Raw genomic sequence first — 22,643 nt, forward strand, 5'->3', positions numbered from 1 at the left:
TTAATCCTGCTTTAGCGTCATAAGCGAAGTGCCGGTCATTTCGTCAGGCTGCTCCATACCAATAAGGTGCAGTATGGTCGGTGCGACATCTGACAGGCGACCATTTTGAGCTTTGGCGGGGCGACCAACATAAATAAACGGCACCAGTTCGTTGGTATGCGCAGTGTGTGCCTGGCCGGTTGTGGCATCACTCATCTGCTCAGCATTGCCATGATCTGCTGTTATTAAACATTCACCACCAACGGCTTCCAGAGCTGAAACGACACGTCCGACACTATGGTCAACGGCTTCACAGGCTTTCATGGCAGCGTCTAAGTTCCCTGTGTGACCAACCATATCGCCATTAGGGTAGTTGCAAACAACAACGTCAAAAGCTTGAGACTCAATAGCTTCAACCAATTCATCGGTGAGTTGCTCTGAGCTCATTTCTGGTTGTAAATCGTAGGTTTTTACTTTGGGCGAAGGAATCAGCATCCGTTTCTCGCCTTCAAATTCCTGTTCGCGGCCACCGCTAAAGAAAAAAGTGACATGCGCGTATTTTTCCGTTTCAGAAATGCGCAACTGAGTTTTGTCATGTTTAGCCAGCCAGTCACCCAGCACATTATTTAATGGCTCAGGTGGAAAGGCGCTGGGTGCCTTTAGTGTGTCGGCGTATTGGGTCAGCATAACAAACTCGCTGATGTTTGAGCGTAAACCGCGATCAAAGCCATCAAACTCGTCATCGGTAAAAGCTTGAGTCATTTCGCGGGCGCGGTCAGCACGGAAGTTCATAAAGAAGACTGAATCGCCGTCAGCAACCGGCGCAGGTGAGCCGATAATGACCGGTGTGACAAACTCGTCGGTTTCACCGCGCTCGTACGCGTCTTCCAGAGCGTCTGTTGCATTTGGTGAAGCAATGCCAGAAAGTCCGTGATAAATGGCTTTGTAAGATTGTTCTATGCGTTCCCAGCGCTTGTCCCTGTCCATAGCGAAGAAACGACCGCTTAGTGTCGCAAAGCGACCTTTTCTCAAACGTGCAAATAACGCTTCAAAACGTTCAATAGAAGCAAGTGCTGATTTTGGCGGTGTATCACGACCATCCAGAAGTGCGTGCAGATAAATGTCCTCTGCGCCTTGCTCTGCGGCCATCTCGACCATTGCCATGAGATGGTTTTCGTGACTGTGAACCCCGCCCGGAGACAGTAAGCCCATAATATGAACGGCACCTTCGGCCGTTTTTGCTTTGTTCAAAGCCTTACAAAGTACCGGATTGCTGTAAAAACTGCGGTCAGAAATGGCTTTGCTAATGCGGGTAAAGTCCTGATAGACAATTCGGCCTGCGCCTAAATTAACATGACCCACCTCGGAGTTGCCCATTTGCCCATCCGGTAAACCAACGGCAGCACCAGAACCATCAACTAAGCAATGTGGGTAGTGTTCCCATAAGCGATCCATTACCGGTGTGTTAGCTTTTGTAATCGCGTTATCCGGCGCATCTTCGCGGTAACCCCAGCCGTCCAGAATCAACAGTACTAAAGGTTTTATCGTAGGAGTCATAATGGGCCTCATTGCTCGATATTTTCAGTGACGAAATTAACCAACATTCTACTCGATTTCCGTGGCTTACGCATCCACTCAAGATTTTTCTGGAAACTGCGATTTGTACAGGTATACTCTTGACCCGCAATTCTTTTCTGTTAGCCACGACTACTGGTAGGTCTTATGCAAGAAATATTGGAATTTGTCAGAAGTAATCCCATGATGAGCGGTATCTGGGTCGTTCTGTTAGTCGCATTGATTGTGACCTCTGTTCGCTCGGCTATGTCGCCGAGTAAAGACTTAGAACCGCAAGAGGCTACGGTTTGGGTCAATCGCGGTAATGGGGTCTTTGTTGATATTCGCAGTAAGGATGAATTTAAGAAAGGGCACATCCATGGCTCAATATCATTACCGATGGAAAAAATTAAAGAAAAAGAACTTTCAGCTGTTGAAAAGTTTAAAGAAGCCCCCATTGTGGTAGTCTGTGCAACAGGAATGACGGCAAAATCGGCAGTCAGTCAGCTAGCAGCTGAAGGCTTTAGTCAAGTGGGTGTGCTGCAAGGTGGTATGAACACATGGCGCAGTGCCAAATTGCCGGTTTCGCAGAAAAAATAAAAAATTCGTCTAAAACTTAAAATAAATAGGAAGTAAAATCATGGCTGATGAACAGCAAGCAAACGGCGCTGCCGCAGAGAACGAACAACAGCAAGTACAATTCGCAATTCAGCGCATTTACGCCAAAGATATTTCATTTGAAACGCCAAGTTCTCCGGCTATTTTCCGTAAGGAATGGAAGCCAGAATTGAAATTGGATTTGAATGTTAAACACGAAAAAATTGAAGACGGTGTTTACGAAGTTGTACTAACATTAACTGCAACCAACAAAGTTGAAGACGACGTTGCTTTTCTTTGTGAAGTACACCAAGCCGGTATTTTCACCATTGGTGAAGAAGTTCAGGAAGGTCAGCTGGCTCACATGCTGGGTTCTTTCTGCCCGAACATTTTGTTCCCATACGCTCGCGAGTGTGTGTCTAACCTGGTTAACCGTGCAACATTCCCACAGTTGAACCTGGCTCCTGTTAACTTTGATGCGATTTTCCAGCGTCACATGCAGCAGCAAGCTGAACAAGCTCAAGGTCAACAAACGGCAGACGCGTAAGCGAATACAATAATGCAAACACCTCAGGTGACAGTATTAGGGGCGGGCTCTTACGGGACCGCCCTTGCTATTTGCTTTGCCCGCAAAGGCATTCCAACCACACTGTGGGCGCGCGATGCCGACAAAGTAGCGGTAATGCAAACTGCGCATGAGAATGAAGAGTATTTGCCGGCCTGTCCTTTTCCAGAATCGTTAACGGTCACCGCTGATCTTGGTGAAGCATTGCGGGATGTTAAGAATGTCGTAATGGTGGTTCCGAGTCATTCCTTTTCATCTATGCTGAAGCAGGCAAAACCGTTATTGGCTGAATATGCTCGTGTTGCCTGGGCAACTAAAGGGCTGGAACCTGATAGCGGTCGTCTTTTGTATGAGGTAGCAGAAGAAATTCTGGGTGAGGGACATTTGTTAGCGGTGTTATCCGGGCCCACTTTTGCTATTGAAATGGCCAAAGGTTTGCCAACGGCAATTTCAATGTCATCGACGAACCAGGCCTTTGTCGATGAACTTTCCGAGCTGTTACATTGTGACCGTTCCTTCCGGGTTTATACCAATAACGATTTCATTGGTGTGCAACTGGGCGGAGTGGTAAAAAATGTGATTGCTATTGGTGCCGGTATGGCAGATGGTATTGGTTTTGGGGCTAACGCGCGTACGGCGCTTATTACCCGCGGACTGGCCGAACTGACCCGGCTGGGTCTGACTCTCGGTGGTAAAAGCGAGACTTTCACCGGTATGGCTGGGCTCGGAGACTTAATTCTTACCTGTACTGACAATCAGTCGCGCAATCGTCGTTTTGGTTTGGCTTTAGGTCAGGGTAAAGGGGTTGAGGAAGCTCTGAAAAGCATCGGGCAATCGGTTGAAGGTTACCGTAATACTCGTGAAGTGGTTGCACTGGCTAAACGCAACAACGTTGAAATGCCCATTTGTGAACAAATCTACGCGGTTCTTTACGAAGGTAAAAAACCGCAGCAGGCAGCTATTGATTTATTAAGTCGTCAGCGTAAAACGGAGTAATCTGTTTTACACAGTAACCCGTTTTACGCACTGACTAATTGTTGCTCCATCACCTGCCATTGCGCCGACAAATGCTCGGTGGGTAAACGCTTAAAGTTAGAACGAACGAACTGACTGATTTTACCATCAACGTAGCTTAGCAGCAGGTTTGCTAATACCGCTTCGTCGACAATAAAGCGTTGTTGTTCGCGCATCGCTTTCTCGCGCAATATTTGTTTAATTGAACTTTCTATACGATTGAATAAGTCTTCCATACGACCACGTAAACGGTCGTGCTCTCCCATTAACGCATCACCGGTCATAACTCGTGTAATACCGGGATTACGCTCCGCAAAGGTTAATAATAACTGTAAAATAGCATAGCAACGGGAGAGCGTATCTTTTTCTTCGTCCATGATCATATTAATGCGGGTGAGTAAGGTGTCTTCAACAAACTCAATCAGCCCTTCGAACATGCGTGCTTTTGAAGCAAAGTGACGGTATAAAGCGGCTTCAGAAACACCTAAGTTAGCCGCCAGTTTGGCCGTCGTAATACGCTGACCTGGGCTGGTTTCCAGCATTGCCGCTAAAGCCTGTAATATTTCCTCACGACGGTTACGTTTTTGTTCTGCCATGCTAGTAACTTTCCTTATTTGAGAGGCCGTAATTGTGGAGGTTCAGAATTACGAACGACCAGAATGACCAAAACCACCTTCGCCACGATCACTCTCGTGAAACTCATCTACAATTGACATCTTTGCCTGAACAACAGGCAGAATGACCAGTTGTGCTACGCGGTCACCGGGTTCAATAGTGTAGGCTTTGTCGCTGCGATTCCAGCAAGAAACTTTAAGTTCTCCCTGATAATCAGAGTCAATAAGTCCCACTAGATTACCCAGCACCAGGCCGTGTTTATGACCTAAACCTGAGCGCGGTAAAATGGTGGCTGCGTAGTTAGGGTCGCCAATATACATAGCGATTCCTGTGCCGATTAGCTGTGTTTGCCCCGGCTCAATGGTCAATGGCCGATCCAGGCACGCGCGCAAATCCATTCCGGCTGAGCCCTGGGTGGCATATTCAGGAAGCGGAATAGACTGGCCAATACGGTCATCTAAAATTTTTACTTCGACTTGCGTCATGGAGTTCTCACTTTCTTTTTACAGCCCTGACTTCAGGAGCTGTATTATCAAAAATAGCGTTTGGCTATGGCATCAATAATGGCAAAAGCCATATCACGTTTGCTCATTGTCGGAAGTGACTGCTCACTGTCCTTGCTCAAAATTAGAGCGTTATTGCTGTCGCTGTTAAAACCCAGCCCAGCCTGGCTGACGTCGTTGGCAACAATCATTTGTAGCTGCTTCCGTTCCAGTTTGCGCAGCGCATTGGCTTTCAAATTTTCAGTTTCAGCGGCGAAACCCACGGTAAAGGGTGGTTTTTTAGCGTTGGCAACGTGCTGCACAATATCCGGGTTTTGCACCAGTTTGAGCTGCGGTGGCTGATCGTTTTTTTCTTTTTTAATTTTTTGCGTCGCCACTTCAGCAATGCGATAGTCGGATACAGCAGCGCAGCCAATAAACACATCACAAGTTAGTAGTTGTTGCTGCACCGCAGCCAGCATTTGTTCAGCGGATTCTACGTCTATTCGCTGAACTCCGGCCGGTGCTGGTAGCTGTGTCGGGCCGGATACTAAAATGACGTTAGCACCGGCATGCGCTGCGGCTTCTGCCAGGGCATAACCCATTTTTCCGGAGCTGTGATTACTGATGTAGCGAACCGGATCAATGGCCTCGCGCGTTGGGCCCGCCGTTATTACGAAGGTTTTACCCTGCCATTTTTGCTGGGTTTCAGGTGCCTGTTTAATTAACGTCTGAACAATTTCGGTAGGGTCACTCATGCGGCCGTAACCAACATCGCCACAGGCCTGTTTGCCGCTTTCCGGGCCTATCATTTGAACACCGCGGCTTAGCAGAGTCTCAATGTTTGCCAGTACTGAGGCTGCTGCCCACATTTGCTGATTCATTGCAGGAGCAATGGCAAGTGGCGCTTTACTGGCTAAAACCAGCGTACTTAGCAAGTCATCGGCAAAACCGTGAGCGATACGCGCAATGGTGTTGGCGGTTGCAGGCGCAATAAGAATGAGATCGGCCCATCGTGCCAGTTCAATATGGCCCATGGCGGCTTCTGCTGTCGGATCAAGTAAGTCGTCATTGACCGTAAAGCCCGACACCGCTTGTAAGCTAAGTGGGGTTACAAACGCCTTGGCACTGTCGGTCATCACCACACGAACTTCTGCGCCCTGCTCGCGCAAACGGCGCACCAGGTCAGGTGCCTTATAGGCAGCGATACCACCGGTAATACCTAAAAGTATGTGTTTGTTCTGCAACTGTGCCATGCGAACCCCTCTGTGTTAATTCTTGTAAAGATAACATGAGACCCTTTAACAGGGTAGATGGTCGTTATACTTCTCGTGTCAGAATTAGCCAGACAATTAGCCAGAGATTTAGGGAGAAAACGATGAGCGTCAAGGAATGGCCTGTTTCGGAGCGACCACGAGAAAAACTGCAAAGTCAGGGTGCAGGCTACCTGAGCGATGCCGAACTATTAGCTATTTTAATGGGCAGTGGCAGTCAGAAACAGGACGTGGTGAGTTTTGCCCGTTACCTGTTAAGCGAATTTGGAGGTATCGGCGCGCTGTTAACCGCAACACCGGAAAAACTTCTGTTGTGCAAAGGTATTGGCCCAGCGCGGGTTAATCAGCTTCAGGTAGTGATGGAGTTGTCACGACGCTACCTAAAATGGCAGCTGGAGCGTTCTGATGGCTTTACTGAACCATCCATGGTGAAAGATTATTTAACCGCGCAGCTGCGTCATCAGGGGCGGGAAGTCTTTGCTCTTCTGCTGCTGGACAGCCAGCACCGACTGTTACGTTATGAGGAATTGTTTCAGGGAACCATTAACGCGGCGCCGGTGTATCCGCGTGAGGTAATTAAACTGGTTATGCAGTATAATGCCGCTGCGGTTATCCTCGCACATAATCATCCATCGGGCGTTGCAGAGCCCAGTCAGGCTGACCAGCGAGTTACTGAGCGGGTGAAAAAGGCACTGACTTTAATTGATGTCGCGTTGCTGGATCATTTCGTTATAGGCGCCGGCGATCCAATTTCTTTTGCAGAGCGCGGATTGTTGTAGTTTTGCACTGGCGGTTTGATTAAAAATCACGTAAAATCCGCACCGAACGATCGATGATGATCAAATTTCCGTCGTATTAGCTTGATTAGAAGGGCAGTTTGCTGTATAAAATGCGCCCTCGGATTTATAGGCAAGGTCACGTTGGGCGACAGGCGAGCTTGCAGCAATTTTGGAGTAGAAACATGTCACAATTATGCCAAGTTACAGGTAAGCGTCCGGTAGTCGGTAACAACCGCTCGCACGCACGCAATGCGACGAGACGTCGCTTCCTGCCGAACCTTCAATCGCACCGCTTTTGGGTAGAAAGCGAAAAGCGTTGGGTTAAGTTACGCATTTCTACTAAAGGTATGCGTATCATTGATAAAAACGGTATCGATACGGTATTAGCGGATCTCCGCGGCCGTGGTGTTAAGGTTTAAGGAACTAAATTATGCGCGATAAGATTCGTTTAGTGTCATCTGCTGGTACAGGTTATTTCTATACCACAGACAAAAACAAACGCACCATGCCAGAAAAAATGGAGATCAAAAAATTCGATCCAGTGGTTCGTAAGCACGTGATCTTCAAAGAAGCTAAAATCAAGTAATTGGTTTCAGAGCTTACAAAAAGACCCAGCTTCGGCTGGGTTTTTTTATGTCTTCTACCCTAGATTAAGGATCTTTTTATTAACAAACTATTAAGTTAAATTAAAGAGCTGCCGATAAACATCGAGTACAGGTACGAGAAAAGGAAAATGATATGAAAGTCGGTGCCACTGAAACTGCTGCCATGTCTCAAGTTGTATCGAGTTCAGCAGCCAAAGTTACTCAATCAGAAAATAGTAAAGACACACTTCAAAATGCGGTAAAGCAGTTGGCTGAGGACTTTTATCAGAAAGAAGATGCCCAAGATGCATCTCCCATTTACAGTCGACCGATGAATATAGTCTCAGATTCTCATAAATTGACTAAATCAGTAGAAGATACTTTAAATGGATACATGAAAGAGCTGTCGTTGGCAACTGCTCATTTGTATTTGCCTGGCGGAAATGTGCCTAAATCAGTAGAAAAAATGTTTAATCAATACAGTACAATTGCGTCTGAATTGGTAGGCGAACAACCATCCTTATTGGACAAAAATTGGGGTATTTCTATCAACCAATCCGGCGAGCTGGAAGTTTCAGGCACACTCACTGGCGATGAGAAAACTTTTCTGGAAGCCAAGTTGAATGGTAATGAGGAATTTGTCGCAGCAGCTAATGATTTTAAGTCCAATTATTTAAAGTATATTGATGCGGAATATAAAGGCTGGGCGAGGTACGACGTGAATGCAGATAATTTTTCTGAGGTCTTTGACTTAAAAGAGATGGTCGAAAACTCGCAAGGTGACGAAGTCTTTCAGAAGACTTGGGGGAAAGATTTTAGCTGGCTAGAGCTCAATGACAATATATCTTCTCAGTTACGACGTCATGCCCCTAAAAATTAACTTTGATTAAATAAGGGCCTCTCATAAGAGGCCCGAAGCAACATTATGACGGATTACTGGATATAAGATCCTGATCGCAAATATGACCAAAGGTTACCGTAGTAACATTTTCTCCTCCCACGCCTATTATGTCGGGATTGCCGTTTTCATCGAATCCTTTATTAGTCGGTATTTCTAAGCGCCAAGCACCAACTTCTACATCCGACCCCCATACGTTTTTATATCCGAAACTGTATTCGGTGTGCTGAACAGAAGGAATATTAGGGTTACAGAAAGTTAGGTTTATTTGTTCTGATATCTCTCCATTTTCATCAGATACAACCTCATAGTTCGTTAGTGTATTTTCAACATCCGCTAAGTCCTTAATAAAGCGAAAAATCGCTACAGCCCCCTCAATTGGCGCGCCTGTAGAATCTTTTAGTACCACTGACCAGTTCAATTCATTATAGGCCTGCGTGGTAAGATAAGGGTCACTTTGTGCTGAGTAAGGAACGCGCGTCACATTGCTTTCACCAGAAATGATATGATCAAAAGATGCCACTATGGAAGCTACCGTTAAAGTATAATTATTTTCGGGGTTCGCTGGTAGAGAGGTATTTGGTGTGACGCGTAAATTGATTTGCTGATTAGCCTGAAGTCCTGTTATAGACTGATAAGTGTTAACTGGAAGTGGCACCCATCCGCTGTTATAAATTTCGAAGAAATATTCATTACTAAGATCATCTGTTAAAACAACTGATAAGTTTTGGCCTCTCACCGCTGTAAACTGATAGTAATCGACATCGTTGATGCTATCCATATTACCGACAATTGTATTCTGCTTATCCGGTAATATTGTTGACGTTGCGACAGTGTCATTGAATTCATGTTCATCCAGATTTGTCACAACTGTCGCACCAAAATCAAAGGCTGAGCCATCTGAGTCAATCACTTCCATAAACCAGTAATAGTGACCGGGTTCAGTCAGCGCTATAACCGCTTCATCCTGATTACCGGTATTGGTGGAGATACCGATGGTAGTAAAGGTATCATTGGGGTTATGCTCAAGAATACTGAGGTTGACGTCTGTTCCCGTTGATTGCCCTACCAATAAGGCGGTTGTTTTACTTCTATCTGTAATTTCAAAGTGATAACAAATGCTTTCTCCGGCTTGTGAATTGCTCAATGTATAAAGACAGCCATTGTCTAACGACTCATAGGCGACTAACGTGGTGGGTCAATAATGCCGGAAATACTGGCGTTGATGCGGAACCAGCCGGTAATACTGAAGCGTTCACGCTCTGAGCGTTGCACTTCATGCACAAAGCGGTCGCTTAAAAACACCACTAAACGTCCTTGTTTGGGCAGTACCGTTTCCAGAACCTGTCCTTTGTCACCATAAATGACCAATTGCCCACTATCTCCTTGTTGCCATTCCGGGTTCAGGTAAAACACGGTCGTTAGCATGCGGTTGCTGCGGCCTTTAAAGGCATCCAGATGCTTCTTATAAAACGCGCCGTTGGGGTAATGCGCCAGATGACATTCGTAATCGAACAAGCCAAGGAATAGCTCACGGTTAAACTCGTTTCGTAATTCATCCATAATGTCGAGGTAGTCTTTGTGACGCGGCTCTTCCTGATTCAGCCAGTAAATACGGTCGTTGCGAACCATGGTATTAATGGTCTGGTTTTGTTGGCGGCCTATTCCAGCCAGGTTCCAGTATTGCGCGGGTAATTGCTGAGCGTATTGATAAAGAGCCTGCGCGCGTTCTGGCTGCAGAAAATCATCGATAATGCAGTAGCCGTGCCCGGCAACTTTGTCGATAATGTCAGATAGCGGCATAACGCAATAAAGCTCTGTATTTTGTTGTCGCGCGAGAATATAGGGTATTCTGTCTCCAGTAACAAGAAGCAAGGCAACAAGAAAATTATTCGATACGTTAGCACAAAGAGCGCAAGCCAATGAAAGTGAATGAAAAACGGAAAATATTTGGACTGAGTATGACCCGTAAGGCGTGGAATAACGTTTTAGTGTACGTCATCTTAATTATAATGGTGGTGTTCTGGTACGTTGCTCCACCGGTTAAGGAAGAAGCCGAAAGTCGTGTTGCTGAAGAGACTGTATCGGCTGACGTTATTGGTCTTATTCCCAATGACAGTAACCTGAGATTTATACAAATTGATCAGCTTAAATTGGTACTGAACGAGCAGCAGTGGCAGTGTCAGGCACCTTGTCGCTTGTCGGAAAAAGCGGCTCAAAGTGTTGCCGAGAACTGGTTAGCATTGACCATGGAACCAACCGATAAAGCGGAGGCAAACTTAATTACGGAAATTTATTTTCGTTTTGCCGGGGGCGAGGAAGCGCGTGTTGAGCTTTATGCTGAACCCGAATTAATGATTCGCCTGCCAAATCAGCAGCAGAATTTTCGAGTGAAGGAATTTACCGCCAGTCAGTTACTGGGCCATTAAGGAAGTTTGACGTTATGCCGGAGTTACCCGAAGTTGAAGTGAGCCGTTTAGGCATCTCTCCCCACATTGAGGGCCGCACAATTAAAGCGGTCAAGGTTCATGATAAGCGCCTGCGCTGGCCGGTGCCGGAAACGGTGCATCAATTAGAAGGGCATGTGCTGCGTTCGGTCAGCAGACGCTCAAAATATTTGTTACTGCAGACTGGTAATGGCTGCCTGATATTGCATTTAGGCATGTCGGGTAAGCTGCGAGTGGTTCCGGCGGAGACAACTCACTATAAACACGACCATATTGATATTGAGTTTGATAACGGCCAGACACTGCGACTCAATGACCCGCGCCGTTTTGGTGCCTTGCTTTATAGTGACAGCGATGCTGCCGAACACGAACTGCTGAAACAACTGGGTCCTGAGCCTTTAACTGATGCGTTCAGTCTGGATTATTTATTTAACCGCTCCCGTGGCCGAACTCAATCGATAAAAACGTTTATTATGGACAATAAAGTGGTGGTGGGTGTCGGCAATATTTACGCGAACGAAGCTTTGTTTAAGGCGGGAATTAACCCTAAACGGGCGGCGGGTAAAATCAGTAAAGCGCGCTACCAGAAATTGGTTCCGCTGATAAAAGAAACCCTGGCAAGCGCAATAGAACTGGGCGGAACCACCTTAAAAGATTTTACTCAGGTTGATGGTAACCCCGGGTATTTTGCTCAAAAGCTTCAGGTGTATGGACGAGGCGGCAAAATGTGTATGGTTTGTAGCCAGCGTTTAAAAGAAATTAGACTGGGCCAGCGTAGCACTGTGTACTGCACCCGGTGCCAGCGTTAGTTTAATGCTTAACGGCGCTTAGCAACTCACTGACAAAACGCTCCGGTTCTGAAATAAACGGGGCGTGCGAACTTTTGTTGAATACCACCACTTGCGAATTGGGCGCCAGATCGGAAATGTCATCAATGGCGCGCTCCGGAACCAGGCTGTCCAGGCGGCCGTAGAAGCGATTAAAGGGCACCTCAATGCTTGGTAGTTGCTGGCGTAGATCCGCAGTTTGTAAAATAGTTAAGGCGGCTTTGAGAACCTTTGAATTCGGCAATGGTTTAGCGAAGATGAGCTGCTTCACTTGTTTGACTTGTTCGCGGGCATCCTCGCTGCCCATAGCCTGAATGGCTAAGAAACGCTCTATGGTCTTTTTAAAGTTACTGTCCAGTTGCTGTTGAAACTGTTCCAGAATATCCGGTTTAATCCCTGACCAGTTGTCATTTTCTGCAAAATGTGGTGATGATGCGACCGTGCTCAATGACAAAACCCGTTCGGGATAAGCAAGCGCAATCTGTGTTGCAACCAGTCCACCTAAAGACCAGCCCAGCAAATGAAACTGCTGAGGCAGGGCCGGCAAAATTTGCTCAACAAAGCTCTCCAGCGATACGTCGCTTTTTGATGACCAGGTTGAATCGCCAAAGCCGGGTAAGTCGATACAGTGCAGTTGAAAATGCTCACTTAATGCAGGCACTACCGGCTGCCAGATATTGGCATTCATGCCCCAGCCATGGAGTACAACAAAAGGTGTTCCTGTGCCACAGCACGTTATCGAAAGGCTCACTATACTACCTGTTCCGAGTTTTTGATTAAGAGGTGTTATGCTAGCGTTTTTACGCAGTCTCGCCAATGCTTTTGAGTTAGGTCAGTGCTGGAGTTGTGGTTGTTCAAGCGCTGGCGCCGACAGTCTCTGTCCTTATTGCGACGAAGCATTGCCGCGCTGGTATCCGCGTTGCTGTCAGCATCTGTCTGATATCGACCAACATCTACCGGAAGAGCAGCGTCGATGTCGCTATTGGTATGGTGCATTGCGGTGGGAGCCTCAGGTACAGCATTTGGTGACCTTATTTAAGTTTCGCAATAAATCGGAATTAGCGCCGTTATTGGCGAATCAACTGGCGGCCCATTTACTGCGATGCTACCGGAATCAAGCATTGCCTGACTGTATTGTTGCCGTGCCGATGACCGAACAAGCCTGGCGCCGGCGGGGTTTTCATCAAACCGCCTTATTGGCTCGTTATTTGTCAGTCGTGCTACAGGTGCCGTATATCACTGGCGGGTTGCGTAAGATACGGTCTGTACCTATGCAACATATGGCGTCGCAGTCATTGCGATGGGAGAACAGTCAGCGCAGTCAATTAGCACTTCGGGACTTTACGGGTTACACCGTAGCTGTTGTTGACGATGTACTGAGCACCGGCGCCACTATGATGGCCGCGGCTGATGCGCTTTACAAAAAAGGCGCTAAAGCGGTCGATGCGTGGGCAGTTGTCTATAACCAACACGACTAGAAACTGAGGGGTATCTCAGTTACACTATACCTTAGTAATTTACTCAGGTATAAGCCGTGAGGTCAGTATTTATGATTCGTATTTCAGAAGCAGCGCAGTCCCACTTTAAAAAGCTATTAGCCGACCAGCCCGATGGCACGTGTATTCGTGTATTTGTGGTAAATCCGGGTATGGCCAATGCAGAGTGTGGTGTTTCTTATTGTCCGCCAGATTCAGTTGAACCTGATGATGAGCGTTTGCCGTTTAACGGTTTTGATGCGGTGGTGGACTCCGGCAGTGCACCGTTTTTAGAAGACGCCGCCATTGATTTTGAAGAGCAGGAAATGGGGTCTCAGTTAACCCTTAAAGCGCCTAATGCTAAAGCGCGTAAAGTGGCTGATGACGCCCCCTTAATTGAACGGGTAGAATACGTTATACAAGCTGAAATTAATCCACAGCTGGCCAGCCATGGCGGGCAGGTAATGATTTCGGAAATTACCGATGACGGCGTTGCTATTCTGCAATTTGGTGGCGGCTGTAACGGTTGCAGTATGATAGACGTAACCCTGAAAAACGGCATTGAAAAGGAATTGCTTGAGCGTTTCCCGGAAGAAGTGAAAGGCGTGCGTGACATTACCGATCATGAACCGGGTGAGCATTCTTACTACTAAGGGCTGTTGATTTTTTCTATACATTTTTCAATCAGCCACATGATAACAAAAGCATTTTCAACGAGGTGGTGATATTTATAAAGACAGCAGTCAATATGTTCATTGCTGGATATCTCCATCGAATTGTTGACTCAAGAAAGTAGCACATACCGAACTTGTTTAACTATAACAATTGGGGGAAAAGTAATTAGCGGCAAGTTGACGATTTTACACTAATCCCAGGATTCTCTTATTAGAATCGAGTGTCGAAGATCATTCCTGTCGTTGACATATCCTACTTACAGATAAATAATGATAATTATTATCACTTACATGTAAATGAGGCTCTATGCTAAAAGTTAAAACCTTTTTTCCAATACTAATTTTATTTGTACATACAACTGCTAACGCATCGTTCCGGATTTGTGATTCTTCGCGCGATGCGACTTTTGCTTTAACTCATTACCCAGAGTTATCAATTAGGTCAGAAGTTGAAATAGCTGCAGCTACAGAACCAAGGCTGGTTGACCGAATCGAGTGCTACTATGATTATAGATGTGAGGATGCCAGCGTTCCTAACGATGAGTCTGTTTGTTTTCTATCTGATACTGAAATATATAATGGTGCGTTCATAGTCCATACCGTTTCAGATGATAGCTTTTATTTGGGTGAATACTTTTAAATGCGAAAATTTTTTTACTTCAGTTTCAGTGTCATCATCTTAGTGGTAATTGCTAGTCTAGTATTCTTCGGCTTCTCAGATCAAAAATCAAAAGTACAGTCCGCAAATGATGATATAAATAAGATTGTCGAGCTCCATCGGGAAGCCGCTAAGCAGGAGTTTGATAAGGATCACAGCTCTCTAAATTCATCTATCGAGCGAATCGACGAGTTAGTGCTACAGCGAGATATGGATAGGGATATGGCTGTCATCAATGCTTGTCAGCATTTACGCTCTCAGCCAAAGGTACTGACAGAAACAACGTCGTTGATAACTGCTGATAAGCTACTGCGACGCTGCCGTCGCTATATGAACTTACAACATGCCAAACAACCTCAATGGGATGATTATATCGCGGCACGTCAACTGCTTAAGCAGCAAGGTTGGCAAGCGGTGATTAACCAGCTACAGCAAGGACAAATCAGTAGCGACGCAAATCTACTCGCGGATCAAAGTATGGGACTACATTACTTATTTGCCGCCAATGGTGTTAACGATGTGCGAGCTTATCAGCAGTTGAGTAATCATGGCGTGCGTTTTAACGATAAAGCGTTGGAAGTTGCCTTAGTGCGTTCACCATCGTTGGTGACCATTTTATTACAACTAGATCCCGCGGCGTCAGCGCACGATATGGGGTATTCACCTGCAACCTTAGCCGCAGCCTATCAACGGCCGGCATTGGCTCTACAATTAGTCGCGCAAGGCTATGATGTGATAGATAGTTTAGACCGTGATTTACTCGCCTCGGCGATGTCCAGTCATAACCCGTTAATAACCCCAACGGCTTGGTTAAAGGCAATAGAAGCTGGCGATATCGGCGTGAATGAAACACATCGCCAACTGCTGCCGGTAGCCAAGCAAAAAGATTGGCCTGCGTCGCTAATTAACGCTATTGAGCAGCGGTTGCCAGGTGCTCAAGCGACTATTATGCTGAATGAAAATAGCGATGGATCGTTTAATCGTGAATAAAAACAATAAAGGGACTGATTGAAAAATGCACAGAAAAGATCAACAGCCACTAACGGTTGAGAAAATTAAAATAGCTCTCGACAGAAAGTCTGACTCGGAAATTCGACGGCTCTGCCGAATCGAATCAAATCTTGAACACTGCTTGAATTCGTTCGACCTACAGTGTTTCTAATATCTTATTCCTAAGGCGTGTTGATCTTTCGTGATTAGTTTTTGAGCGGCATGGTAAAGAGTTATAATTTGTTTCGCCAAAAATAAACTAACAACTCAATACCATGCCGAGACTAATGCTAACTGATAAGCGGTGGAAAAAGCTACTTCAAGTAATGAAGAGCACAGGCCGCATTTACAATAAACCAGAACACAGAATGACGTTTGAAGGGATATTATTCCGGCTGAGAACCGGAATTCCGTGGCGTGACTTGCCATCGGAATTTGGTGATTGGAGCGCGGTTTATCGCCGGTTCAATTTGTGGTCGAAGAAAGGTTTATTAAATATGTTATTCAATGAGTTAGCAAAACTATCTGATTACGATTGGGTCTTTGCTGACGGCTCTATTGTTAAAGCTCATCAGCATAGTACCGGAGCGGCTACCGTGGATAATGAGTGCATTGGAAAGAGCCGAGGTGGTAACTCTACAAAAATTCATTTAGCCGTGGATAGTGGCGGCCTTCCTATTTATTTTGAACTATCAGAAGGCCAGAGAAATGACATAGCTCGGGCTCAAAGTCTGGTAGACCATTTGAGGGAAGTAAACATTTTCGTAGGCGACAAAGGATACGATAGTGACGCATTGAGGAAATATGTTGAAGTCAAAGGAGGGACTTCAGTCATACCCAAACGTAATTATGGCCAGGATATAGACAAATGCAGTGTCGATTGGTGCCTGTATAAATATAGGCATTTAGTTGAAAATGCGTTCGCACGAATAAAACATTATCGTTCAATATCAACCAGGTATGAAAAGTTAGCGAGAAATTATGCCAGTATGGTGTCACTGGCATTTTCATTGATGTGGCTACCGATGTATTGCTGAACAAAATATGTACAGGAAAGATCAACACGCCCTAGATTCAACTAATAACTGCAACACTCGCTCATAGCCTGTTGCAATTGCTCTTTAAAAATTATGTCTGGCTGAATAAAGCCCAGGGTTTTCCTGGGACGTAAATTCAAGCGCTGCTGATATTTAGCCATCAGCTTGTTGGTTACCGAGCGTAAGTCAGTGCCTTTTGGCACGTATTGACGCAATAACCCGTTCGCATTTTCGTTCGCGCCGCGCTGATACGAAGCATACGGATCTGCAAAATAAACGTCGGTATCCAGCGATTTTGCTATGCGCTCATGATCAGCGAATTCCAGGCCATTATCCGCCGTAATGCTGTGCACCAGAGCTTTAAAGGGCTGCAGCATTTCTATAGTTGCTTCAGCAACGGCATCAGCCTGTTTGCTTGTGACTTTTTTCACCAGATAAAAACGGCTTTTACGCTCTAAAAGCGTAACGATAGCTCCGGTTCCGCGTTTACCGATAACGGTATCGATTTCCCAGTCGCCATAGCGTGTCCGGTCATCAATAATTGCTGGGCGGTCGTGTATCGAGCGACGGCCTAAAATGCGACCTCGTTGCTTATGCAGGCGCTTTTTATAGCGTCTTAACCGATGGCGAAGGTGAGTAAATAAACCACCACCGCCGTAAAAATCAGCCAGGAAATAATTGTAAATCCACTCGTGACTGACTGGATAACCTAAGCGTTTACAGATAGCTAATATCTGCTCCGGGCTCCAGTCCATCTCGAGCATAAGCTCTACGGCGTTTCGGGTATTCTCGCAAACCCGTTTGGGCTTTGGCTTTGAACGCCGTTTTAACGTGCGCTCCTGAGCCAGTTGAGGGTCATAAGACCCACACAAATTGTTGTTACGCCGCAACTCCCGATGAACAGTCGAGGGCGCGATGTTCAGCTTTTTTGCAATCTCTCGTTGTGAAAATTCTTCTGAGAGCAACGCAGAAATCTGGTATCGTTGTCCCTCGGTCAGCTGCCGATAACTCATGTTGGAACTCACTTTTTTTGGTCGAAAAGTAAGACTATCACATGTTGGTAGCTGACCTCCTTCCGACCTATCCCATTACATGAGTGTTGCGGTTATTATCTGAATTCAGGATTTACTTTTTTATCAAATTTTCATATTGGTCACGAGAGTCGCTCAATTTTCTAAGTTGTTCCTTACTTAGCTCGCCTTCTCTGGCGAGCACATCAATTTGACCACGCCTACGTTTTAAACGATTTTTATAACCTATTAAGTTAGCTCGCTTGTCGTTACTTTTTAAAAGCTTGGCAATATTCTCATGGTCAACTGCGCCGGTAACATGTGCAAAAACTTGATTAATGTTTTTTTTGTTAATCCGATAAGAGTTAGTCGCTTGAGGGATCTCCTTTCTTACCATTGAGATAAGGTTGGGATTGCCATTGATTAAGCCTTGCATCAAAAGATCTTCATAATGTTCTGAGCCTACACCCGCCTCAATTTTCCATTGCTCTAAAACCTTATCATTGGTGATTTTTGCCATAGCCATGAGTCCTACAAATGAAGCATCGACGTTAGCGCCAAGATCGATGAACTTTTTAAATTGGCTCTCTGTTAATTCGCTACCCGAAACCAGAGCGGCAAAAATAGGAGTGTAGTGAGTCGCTCCCCTCCTAAGCGATTCATTGATTCCAATAGTGCCGTTTTCTACCAACTTTAACAGTAGTTCCGTACTATCACCGCGGATACGACCATCTGTAAACAGGTTTTTGGCGATTTTTTGGGGTATATAAGCCATATACTTGTCGACCAAACCAGGAAATACAGATTCCGCTTCAGAAGCTTCCTTATAATCAATACCCGTATTTTCATCTTCTTTAGATTCTAGTGTTGGCTCATAGGTAGGATCTTAAGGAAATAAAGCTTGAATGCATGCTCCAAATTTGATCAGATGTTTATCGCCAAACAAACAACATGAGTCAAATTTGAAGACATGCCTAAAAATAATACCGAGCTTGCGACGATAACGAAAGTCCTGAATGAATTTAAAATTAATGATATTGGCCAAAGCAGTGGGTTTTGTACCCGGAAGCGGGTGGTAAGGCCGTTTGAGCTGGTGATGTCGTTAGTTACCGCATTAGGTGATAAAACCGTTGATTCCATCAGTGACTTACATCGTTATTTCACCAGTCTGACCTTCTGTGACGTGCAGTACAAGCCATTCCACAACCAACTCAGTAAACCTGAGTTTGTCGTCATGATGAAACGATTAGTCCGGATGGCGATGGCAAACTGGCAGCAACAAGTGTTGGGAACTGAGGTGAATTTGACACAGTTTGAACAAATTGTTGTTCAGGACGGCAGCTCTTTCGCCGTACACAATGGTTTGCGAGATGTTTTTAAAGGTCGTTTCACGACAATCAGCCCTGCCGCGATAGAAGTCCATGTCACCTGGGATATGTTGCGCAGTCAGCCGGGCACCGTATCAGTGAGCGCTGATAGTCAGGCAGAATACGATTACCTGCCGAACGCAGAGACGTTGAAAAACCAACTATTTTTGGCAGACAGAGGGTACTTCAAACTGTCGTATTTGCGAGAAATTGGTGCGGCGGGTGGATTTTATGCTGTTCGGGCAAAGACGACGAGCAATCCGCGTGTCCTGAACGCTTTTACGATAACATGCTGATTTAAAACAAACATGGTGCTGGGCAATGGATTATCTATCCCGATACGCTAAACGGGCGCACCCGGACAGAGACAGGAAAACCGGGCGTTTGGCGCCGGGTCTGGTGCCGATTATTTCTTAATGTCCAACTTATGAGTGTTGGCTTGGTTATAACAGATTTGGACGCATTGTTATTTTTTGCCTTTATCGATTCTGAACGAATATTGTTCTCTGCATCGACTGCTTTAAGCTGATAAATACCTATAGCAATCACTATCAAAGCAATAACAAGCACGATTTTTTTATTCATAAGATTCACATCCAAACACATGATTACCAATGCATAACCTCTCGAGCGTAGATAAGATTTAATAATTCTGCTGATGAAAGCATTAATTTTAAACCCCTTTGAAAGAAATCCGGAACAGCAGAGAAGTCAAACAATGTAAGTTCAGCATCTTGGCGCCACTTGTATGGAAATAGTTAACAATACTGGCCAAACCAATAAGTAACTTCATACTCCCAACAAAGTTTTTAGGAGCGACAAAAGCAACCTAATTTTCAGCATATATTAATAAGAATTATTATCACTACAGGGGGGGGATCTGCCTGTCAAAACATAACTTAGCAACTCGTTTGGTGCATAAAGACTGAGGCAGAGCCCGGCGTTTTTTAATCATTGTAAAAGAAGGGAACCTTAAAACACTTACTTGAAAATAGAAATAGTTCGCATTATTATCTGATCGACATAATTAGTGGAGAAATAATAATGCGAACTTTTAAGTACTCGTTACTCACGAGCAGTATTTTACTACTTACCGCCTGTGGTGGAAGCAACAGTGATAACGGTATAGCTACAGAAAAAGTCAGCGCCAACTTAGCAGAAGATAGCCAATGGCAGAGTGAAGTCTTATTCAACAGCACAGCTATTGTCATCAACGATGCGAGTAATGGCAGCTTAAGTGTGTCAGACCAAACTGTGACCTACACGCCTGCTCAAGACTTTAATGGCGCAGATACAGCGACAGTTGAAGCTGACAATACACGCTACAAATTTGAATTTACTGTGACGCCAGTCAACGACGCTCCTACCGTTAATAGCTCTCGGATCAGCATCATTGATAGCTCCACCTACGAAGGTGAGCTCGCTATCAGTGACATTGATGGTGATAAGGTCAGTGTTAATGTAAAAACACAACCTAATAAAGGCACTGTTGCGCTGGGAAATGACGGTATCTTTACTTATACTCTTGAAGACCTCTCACTTCCCGCCGAAAACTTTGTTTTGAGCGCTGATGATGGCACGACAAAGGTTGATATCACCATTGACCTCATACCGGCGTACAGCAGTAATACGGAAAAAGCAGCCTATTACTACCGCTCACAACATTCTCACTTAAAAGCGGCGGAGCAACGTCTACAAAATGTGAGTGATGAAGTAACCGCGCAACCATCATTCATCGCACTTGCTAATGGCTACTTAACCGCAAATCTTAACGAGCGTAGTGATGAAATCATCCAGCAACACATTACGTCACAACAGGGGAAAGCTGAGGCTTTCAAAGAATTAGCGCGTACGTACGACCGTTTTGGTAAATCCTCGCAAGCACACGAGCACCGAGTCAGTAGCTTTGAGCAACAACGTAGCTACATTGCTGACAACGGCCTGAATAACCTACGTCCGGACGATAGCCAATTCCTTTTAGGGCTGATCAACGATTTTAATGATGCCAAAGATAGTGAAGGTGTTGCCCAGGTTACAAGTTTTATGGACACCCTTGTCGATCAATTAGGCGGCATTGACAAACCCTACAGCACTGAGTTTGGATTTTTAGTTACCAGTTATCGCAATAACGCAGACTCTTTACTGGAGCGTTATTTTGAAAACCGAACCCAAGCCAATTTTGATGCGGCGTTCAACGCAGCTGCAAACGTATCTTCAAGCGTGCGTCAAACAGGTTATCAAGAAGAGAGTTCTGGTGAGTTTGAAGGTAAAATGAAGTATCAACTTGCCCCTCTTTACGGTAGCTTAGCAATCGAGTACTTCTTTATGTTGGGCGAATTCGAAGCCGCTAAAGACATGTTAGCGTGGACTTTATCCTACTATACCAACGCTGACTATGATCCTCAATACAGTTACTCAGCCAAACCGAACGCTGCGTTCTCGTTACAGGAATACGATTATCCTCTTGTCGAAAGCGCACGCTACTTTGCGCTGTTATACCCAGAGCTAGAAAACTTACCCATAGCACTTATTCCAGATGAAAGCTGGAGTAAAAATCGCGCGCAAGATGCTGCTGCTGAAGCCGAAGCATTAGCGTTAATCATCAACAACAATGAGAGTGCTGACAGCATTGCGCAAGCTATCGAAATCATAGAACAAACCTATCCCGATGATCTACGTGATCGCCAGGAAGCATTCTCTGGGCGCATCGCAAATGTACCCTATACCGGAGGTATTCTTGCTCAGCTTAATTATCAGCAAGCAGCTAAAGCGATGTTAATTGAAGGTATTAATCTAATGCAGACCGATGCCTATTTAGCCGAAGAAAACTCGCGGCTTTATACGCTCAGTACTCGAGGTTGCCTAAAATATCTGCAATATGCCAATGCACTGACGTTAAGCGAAGTCGATGCTGAGACACTCAATAACACCATCGTATCGGCCTGCGAAACCATGACTGAAAAAGGCTTTAGCCAACCTGATGGGGTACTCGTAACCCGTGCCGATCAGGTTGCAGCTTATACCGACCTGGCCGATTTGTATCAGTTTATTGGAGCGACTGACAATCAACTCAGCACGCTGCAAAGCGCCACAACTTACCTTTCAGAGCTCGACTTAACAGATGATGAACAGGCTGAAGATTTTGATCAATTGAGTCTGCGCATCGCAAGAGCCTACGCATCTGCAAGTGACTTTTCTCGTTCCCTAGATGTTCTGCATCCAGTCGTAGCGCGCTGGACCAATGCTGAAGGCCCTCAATACCCAATACGTGATGAAGGCAATACCAACCAACTGGCGACAGTGCTGAAGCAGGTGCAAACAATCAACGGTGATGACGGAAGCGTGTTTGAACGTCAATCGATTACCGAACAGTTACGGAGTCATCCAAACCTCAACAATTTTGCGAGTATTTATCAACAACTGAGTAGCGATATAACTAAGCTGAGTGATGAGCTAGTGAGTCGATTCAATACATTACCAGCAAGCGCGCAAGTAAGTTCGGCAGAAGATGTCATTGCCGCCCTCGCCGCGAATCGCCAATACGCAAAGAGCGACCAGCTCGCCCAGCTTGATAGCTTTGGTGCTGCCGAAGTCGAAATCTTGCTTGCACTCATCAGTCAGTATCAAGCCCTTCAGGATGACTTCCCTGCTAGTATCATCGCAACTGTCGATACCGATCATGATGGCCTTGCCAACTTTTATGCAGAGAAAGCAAGCAGCGACGCCATAAATGATAGTGGAATTCTTGCTGACGAAGATGCTGATAATGACGGCATTAACGATGCCGAAGACCCTGAACCATTAACTCCACAATAGG

At 45.5% G+C, this 22,643-nt stretch carries 24 protein-coding genes and 1 pseudogene; 16 read left to right on the forward strand and 9 right to left on the reverse strand.

Annotated features, from left to right (window positions below; all coding sequences use genetic code 11):
- Positions 1-1,536, reverse strand: a complete 1,536-nt coding sequence (gene gpmI / locus L8G48_RS04290; protein ID WP_248263384.1) for a 2,3-bisphosphoglycerate-independent phosphoglycerate mutase — start codon at positions 1,534-1,536, stop codon at positions 1-3.
- 165 nt (positions 1,537-1,701) lie between these two features.
- Here gpmI and L8G48_RS04295 point away from each other — a divergent pair, with 165 nt between their 5' ends.
- Genes L8G48_RS04295 through gpsA form a run of 3 tightly spaced genes read left to right on the forward strand, consistent with a single transcriptional unit; the run spans position 1,702 to position 3,691 of the window.
- Positions 1,702-2,133: a rhodanese-like domain-containing protein gene (locus tag L8G48_RS04295; RefSeq protein WP_248263385.1), complete on the forward strand. Its 432-nt coding sequence runs from the start codon at positions 1,702-1,704 to the stop codon at positions 2,131-2,133.
- A 40-nt stretch (positions 2,134-2,173) separates the two neighbouring features.
- Complete coding sequence (gene secB / locus L8G48_RS04300; RefSeq protein WP_248263386.1) at positions 2,174-2,677, forward strand: protein-export chaperone SecB; 504 nt, start codon at positions 2,174-2,176, stop codon at positions 2,675-2,677.
- Between the two features lie 12 nt (positions 2,678-2,689).
- On the forward strand, positions 2,690-3,691 hold the full coding sequence (gpsA, locus tag L8G48_RS04305; protein ID WP_248263387.1) for an NAD(P)H-dependent glycerol-3-phosphate dehydrogenase: 1,002 nt from the start codon (positions 2,690-2,692) through the stop codon (positions 3,689-3,691).
- 23 nt (positions 3,692-3,714) lie between these two features.
- Here gpsA and slmA read toward each other — a convergent pair whose 3' ends face one another.
- Genes slmA through coaBC form a run of 3 tightly spaced genes read right to left on the reverse strand, consistent with a single transcriptional unit; the run spans position 3,715 to position 6,062 of the window.
- On the reverse strand, positions 3,715-4,305 hold the full coding sequence (slmA, locus tag L8G48_RS04310; RefSeq protein ID WP_248263388.1) for a nucleoid occlusion factor SlmA: 591 nt from the start codon (positions 4,303-4,305) through the stop codon (positions 3,715-3,717).
- A 48-nt stretch (positions 4,306-4,353) separates the two neighbouring features.
- Positions 4,354-4,809 (reverse strand): dUTP diphosphatase, encoded by a 456-nt coding sequence (dut, locus tag L8G48_RS04315; RefSeq protein WP_248263389.1) that lies wholly within the window; start codon positions 4,807-4,809, stop codon positions 4,354-4,356.
- 47 nt (positions 4,810-4,856) lie between these two features.
- Positions 4,857-6,062, reverse strand: coding sequence for a bifunctional phosphopantothenoylcysteine decarboxylase/phosphopantothenate--cysteine ligase CoaBC (gene coaBC / locus L8G48_RS04320; RefSeq protein ID WP_248263390.1), 1,206 nt, complete (start codon positions 6,060-6,062; stop codon positions 4,857-4,859).
- Positions 6,063-6,184: 122 nt separating this feature from the next.
- Here coaBC and radC point away from each other — a divergent pair, with 122 nt between their 5' ends.
- From radC to L8G48_RS04340, 4 genes are all read left to right on the forward strand, one after another.
- On the forward strand, positions 6,185-6,859 hold the full coding sequence (gene radC / locus L8G48_RS04325) for a RadC family protein (RefSeq protein WP_248263391.1): 675 nt from the start codon (positions 6,185-6,187) through the stop codon (positions 6,857-6,859).
- Between the two features lie 182 nt (positions 6,860-7,041).
- Positions 7,042-7,278 carry a 50S ribosomal protein L28 gene (gene rpmB / locus L8G48_RS04330; protein WP_248263392.1) on the forward strand — a complete coding sequence of 79 codons (237 nt, stop codon included), beginning with the start codon at positions 7,042-7,044 and terminating at the stop codon, positions 7,276-7,278.
- An 11-nt stretch (positions 7,279-7,289) separates the two neighbouring features.
- A complete protein-coding gene (rpmG, locus tag L8G48_RS04335) occupies positions 7,290-7,445 on the forward strand; it encodes a 50S ribosomal protein L33 (RefSeq protein WP_006953863.1) in 156 nt (51 codons plus the stop codon).
- A gap of 152 nt (positions 7,446-7,597) precedes the next feature.
- Positions 7,598-8,323, forward strand: coding sequence for a hypothetical protein (locus tag L8G48_RS04340; protein ID WP_248263393.1), 726 nt, complete (start codon positions 7,598-7,600; stop codon positions 8,321-8,323).
- Positions 8,324-8,366: 43 nt separating this feature from the next.
- Here L8G48_RS04340 and L8G48_RS04345 read toward each other — a convergent pair whose 3' ends face one another.
- Positions 8,367-9,488 (reverse strand): hypothetical protein, encoded by a 1,122-nt coding sequence (locus L8G48_RS04345; protein WP_248263394.1) that lies wholly within the window; start codon positions 9,486-9,488, stop codon positions 8,367-8,369.
- Positions 9,489-9,526: 38 nt separating this feature from the next.
- Complete coding sequence (locus L8G48_RS04350; protein WP_248263395.1) at positions 9,527-10,144, reverse strand: 2OG-Fe(II) oxygenase; 618 nt, start codon at positions 10,142-10,144, stop codon at positions 9,527-9,529.
- Between the two features lie 119 nt (positions 10,145-10,263).
- Here L8G48_RS04350 and L8G48_RS04355 point away from each other — a divergent pair, with 119 nt between their 5' ends.
- Positions 10,264-10,770, forward strand: a complete 507-nt coding sequence (locus L8G48_RS04355) for a hypothetical protein (protein ID WP_248263396.1) — start codon at positions 10,264-10,266, stop codon at positions 10,768-10,770.
- 14 nt (positions 10,771-10,784) lie between these two features.
- Positions 10,785-11,597, forward strand: a complete 813-nt coding sequence (mutM, locus tag L8G48_RS04360; protein ID WP_248263397.1) for a bifunctional DNA-formamidopyrimidine glycosylase/DNA-(apurinic or apyrimidinic site) lyase — start codon at positions 10,785-10,787, stop codon at positions 11,595-11,597.
- Position 11,598: 1 nt separating this feature from the next.
- Here mutM and bioH read toward each other — a convergent pair whose 3' ends face one another.
- Positions 11,599-12,366 carry a pimeloyl-ACP methyl ester esterase BioH gene (bioH, locus tag L8G48_RS04365; RefSeq protein ID WP_248263398.1) on the reverse strand — a complete coding sequence of 256 codons (768 nt, stop codon included), beginning with the start codon at positions 12,364-12,366 and terminating at the stop codon, positions 11,599-11,601.
- 37 nt (positions 12,367-12,403) lie between these two features.
- Here bioH and L8G48_RS04370 point away from each other — a divergent pair, with 37 nt between their 5' ends.
- The 5 genes from L8G48_RS04370 to L8G48_RS04390 all read left to right on the forward strand — a co-directional run bounded on the left by L8G48_RS04370 (position 12,404) and on the right by L8G48_RS04390 (position 16,449).
- Complete coding sequence (locus L8G48_RS04370) at positions 12,404-13,093, forward strand: ComF family protein (RefSeq protein ID WP_248263399.1); 690 nt, start codon at positions 12,404-12,406, stop codon at positions 13,091-13,093.
- A gap of 71 nt (positions 13,094-13,164) precedes the next feature.
- Positions 13,165-13,743: a Fe-S biogenesis protein NfuA gene (gene nfuA, locus L8G48_RS04375; protein ID WP_011233510.1), complete on the forward strand. Its 579-nt coding sequence runs from the start codon at positions 13,165-13,167 to the stop codon at positions 13,741-13,743.
- Between the two features lie 328 nt (positions 13,744-14,071).
- The gene (locus L8G48_RS04380; protein WP_248263400.1) at positions 14,072-14,404 is read left to right on the forward strand and encodes a hypothetical protein; all 333 of its coding nucleotides are present in this window, start codon (positions 14,072-14,074) and stop codon (positions 14,402-14,404) included.
- The gene (locus tag L8G48_RS04385) at positions 14,405-15,412 is read left to right on the forward strand and encodes a hypothetical protein (protein ID WP_248263401.1); all 1,008 of its coding nucleotides are present in this window, start codon (positions 14,405-14,407) and stop codon (positions 15,410-15,412) included.
- A 275-nt stretch (positions 15,413-15,687) separates the two neighbouring features.
- On the forward strand, positions 15,688-16,449 hold the full coding sequence (locus L8G48_RS04390) for an IS5 family transposase (protein ID WP_248263402.1): 762 nt from the start codon (positions 15,688-15,690) through the stop codon (positions 16,447-16,449).
- Positions 16,450-16,490: 41 nt separating this feature from the next.
- On the opposite strand, the gene L8G48_RS04395 is transcribed toward L8G48_RS04390, so the two are convergent.
- Positions 16,491-17,462 (reverse strand): IS30 family transposase, encoded by a 972-nt coding sequence (locus L8G48_RS04395; RefSeq protein ID WP_248263403.1) that lies wholly within the window; start codon positions 17,460-17,462, stop codon positions 16,491-16,493.
- Positions 17,463-17,574: 112 nt separating this feature from the next.
- Positions 17,575-18,234: a hypothetical protein gene (locus L8G48_RS04400; RefSeq protein WP_248263404.1), complete on the reverse strand. Its 660-nt coding sequence runs from the start codon at positions 18,232-18,234 to the stop codon at positions 17,575-17,577.
- Positions 18,235-18,429: 195 nt separating this feature from the next.
- On the opposite strand from L8G48_RS04400, the pseudogene L8G48_RS04405 reads away from it, so the two are divergent.
- Positions 18,430-19,107 (forward strand): annotated as a pseudogene (locus L8G48_RS04405) (IS4 family transposase); the annotation flags it as partial.
- Between the two features lie 763 nt (positions 19,108-19,870).
- Positions 19,871-22,642 carry an Ig-like domain-containing protein gene (locus tag L8G48_RS04410; protein ID WP_248263405.1) on the forward strand — a complete coding sequence of 924 codons (2,772 nt, stop codon included), beginning with the start codon at positions 19,871-19,873 and terminating at the stop codon, positions 22,640-22,642.
- The last annotated feature ends 1 nt before the right edge of the window (position 22,643 follow it).

Source organism: Idiomarina aminovorans, from assembly GCF_023155095.1.
GTDB classification, from domain to species: Bacteria; Pseudomonadota; Gammaproteobacteria; order Enterobacterales; family Alteromonadaceae; genus Idiomarina; species Idiomarina aminovorans.

What these genes read in the sequence shown, in the direction of transcription:
- gpmI (WP_248263384.1), bottom strand. Translation starts at nt 1,536, where the DNA reads ATGACTCCTACGATAAAACCTTTAGTACTGTTGATTCTGGACGGCTGG.
- L8G48_RS04295 (WP_248263385.1), top strand. Translation starts at nt 1,702, where the DNA reads ATGCAAGAAATATTGGAATTTGTCAGAAGTAATCCCATGATGAGCGGT.
- secB (WP_248263386.1), top strand. Translation starts at nt 2,174, where the DNA reads ATGGCTGATGAACAGCAAGCAAACGGCGCTGCCGCAGAGAACGAACAA.
- gpsA (WP_248263387.1), top strand. Translation starts at nt 2,690, where the DNA reads ATGCAAACACCTCAGGTGACAGTATTAGGGGCGGGCTCTTACGGGACC.
- slmA (WP_248263388.1), bottom strand. Translation starts at nt 4,305, where the DNA reads ATGGCAGAACAAAAACGTAACCGTCGTGAGGAAATATTACAGGCTTTA.
- dut (WP_248263389.1), bottom strand. Translation starts at nt 4,809, where the DNA reads ATGACGCAAGTCGAAGTAAAAATTTTAGATGACCGTATTGGCCAGTCT.
- coaBC (WP_248263390.1), bottom strand. Translation starts at nt 6,062, where the DNA reads ATGGCACAGTTGCAGAACAAACACATACTTTTAGGTATTACCGGTGGT.
- radC (WP_248263391.1), top strand. Translation starts at nt 6,185, where the DNA reads ATGAGCGTCAAGGAATGGCCTGTTTCGGAGCGACCACGAGAAAAACTG.
- rpmB (WP_248263392.1), top strand. Translation starts at nt 7,042, where the DNA reads ATGTCACAATTATGCCAAGTTACAGGTAAGCGTCCGGTAGTCGGTAAC.
- rpmG (WP_006953863.1), top strand. Translation starts at nt 7,290, where the DNA reads ATGCGCGATAAGATTCGTTTAGTGTCATCTGCTGGTACAGGTTATTTC.
- L8G48_RS04340 (WP_248263393.1), top strand. Translation starts at nt 7,598, where the DNA reads ATGAAAGTCGGTGCCACTGAAACTGCTGCCATGTCTCAAGTTGTATCG.
- L8G48_RS04350 (WP_248263395.1), bottom strand. Translation starts at nt 10,144, where the DNA reads ATGCCGCTATCTGACATTATCGACAAAGTTGCCGGGCACGGCTACTGC.
- L8G48_RS04355 (WP_248263396.1), top strand. Translation starts at nt 10,264, where the DNA reads ATGAAAGTGAATGAAAAACGGAAAATATTTGGACTGAGTATGACCCGT.
- mutM (WP_248263397.1), top strand. Translation starts at nt 10,785, where the DNA reads ATGCCGGAGTTACCCGAAGTTGAAGTGAGCCGTTTAGGCATCTCTCCC.
- L8G48_RS04370 (WP_248263399.1), top strand. Translation starts at nt 12,404, where the DNA reads ATGCTAGCGTTTTTACGCAGTCTCGCCAATGCTTTTGAGTTAGGTCAG.
- nfuA (WP_011233510.1), top strand. Translation starts at nt 13,165, where the DNA reads ATGATTCGTATTTCAGAAGCAGCGCAGTCCCACTTTAAAAAGCTATTA.
- L8G48_RS04380 (WP_248263400.1), top strand. Translation starts at nt 14,072, where the DNA reads ATGCTAAAAGTTAAAACCTTTTTTCCAATACTAATTTTATTTGTACAT.
- L8G48_RS04385 (WP_248263401.1), top strand. Translation starts at nt 14,405, where the DNA reads ATGCGAAAATTTTTTTACTTCAGTTTCAGTGTCATCATCTTAGTGGTA.
- L8G48_RS04390 (WP_248263402.1), top strand. Translation starts at nt 15,688, where the DNA reads ATGCCGAGACTAATGCTAACTGATAAGCGGTGGAAAAAGCTACTTCAA.
- L8G48_RS04395 (WP_248263403.1), bottom strand. Translation starts at nt 17,462, where the DNA reads ATGAGTTATCGGCAGCTGACCGAGGGACAACGATACCAGATTTCTGCG.
- L8G48_RS04400 (WP_248263404.1), bottom strand. Translation starts at nt 18,234, where the DNA reads ATGGCTTATATACCCCAAAAAATCGCCAAAAACCTGTTTACAGATGGT.
- L8G48_RS04410 (WP_248263405.1), top strand. Translation starts at nt 19,871, where the DNA reads ATGCGAACTTTTAAGTACTCGTTACTCACGAGCAGTATTTTACTACTT.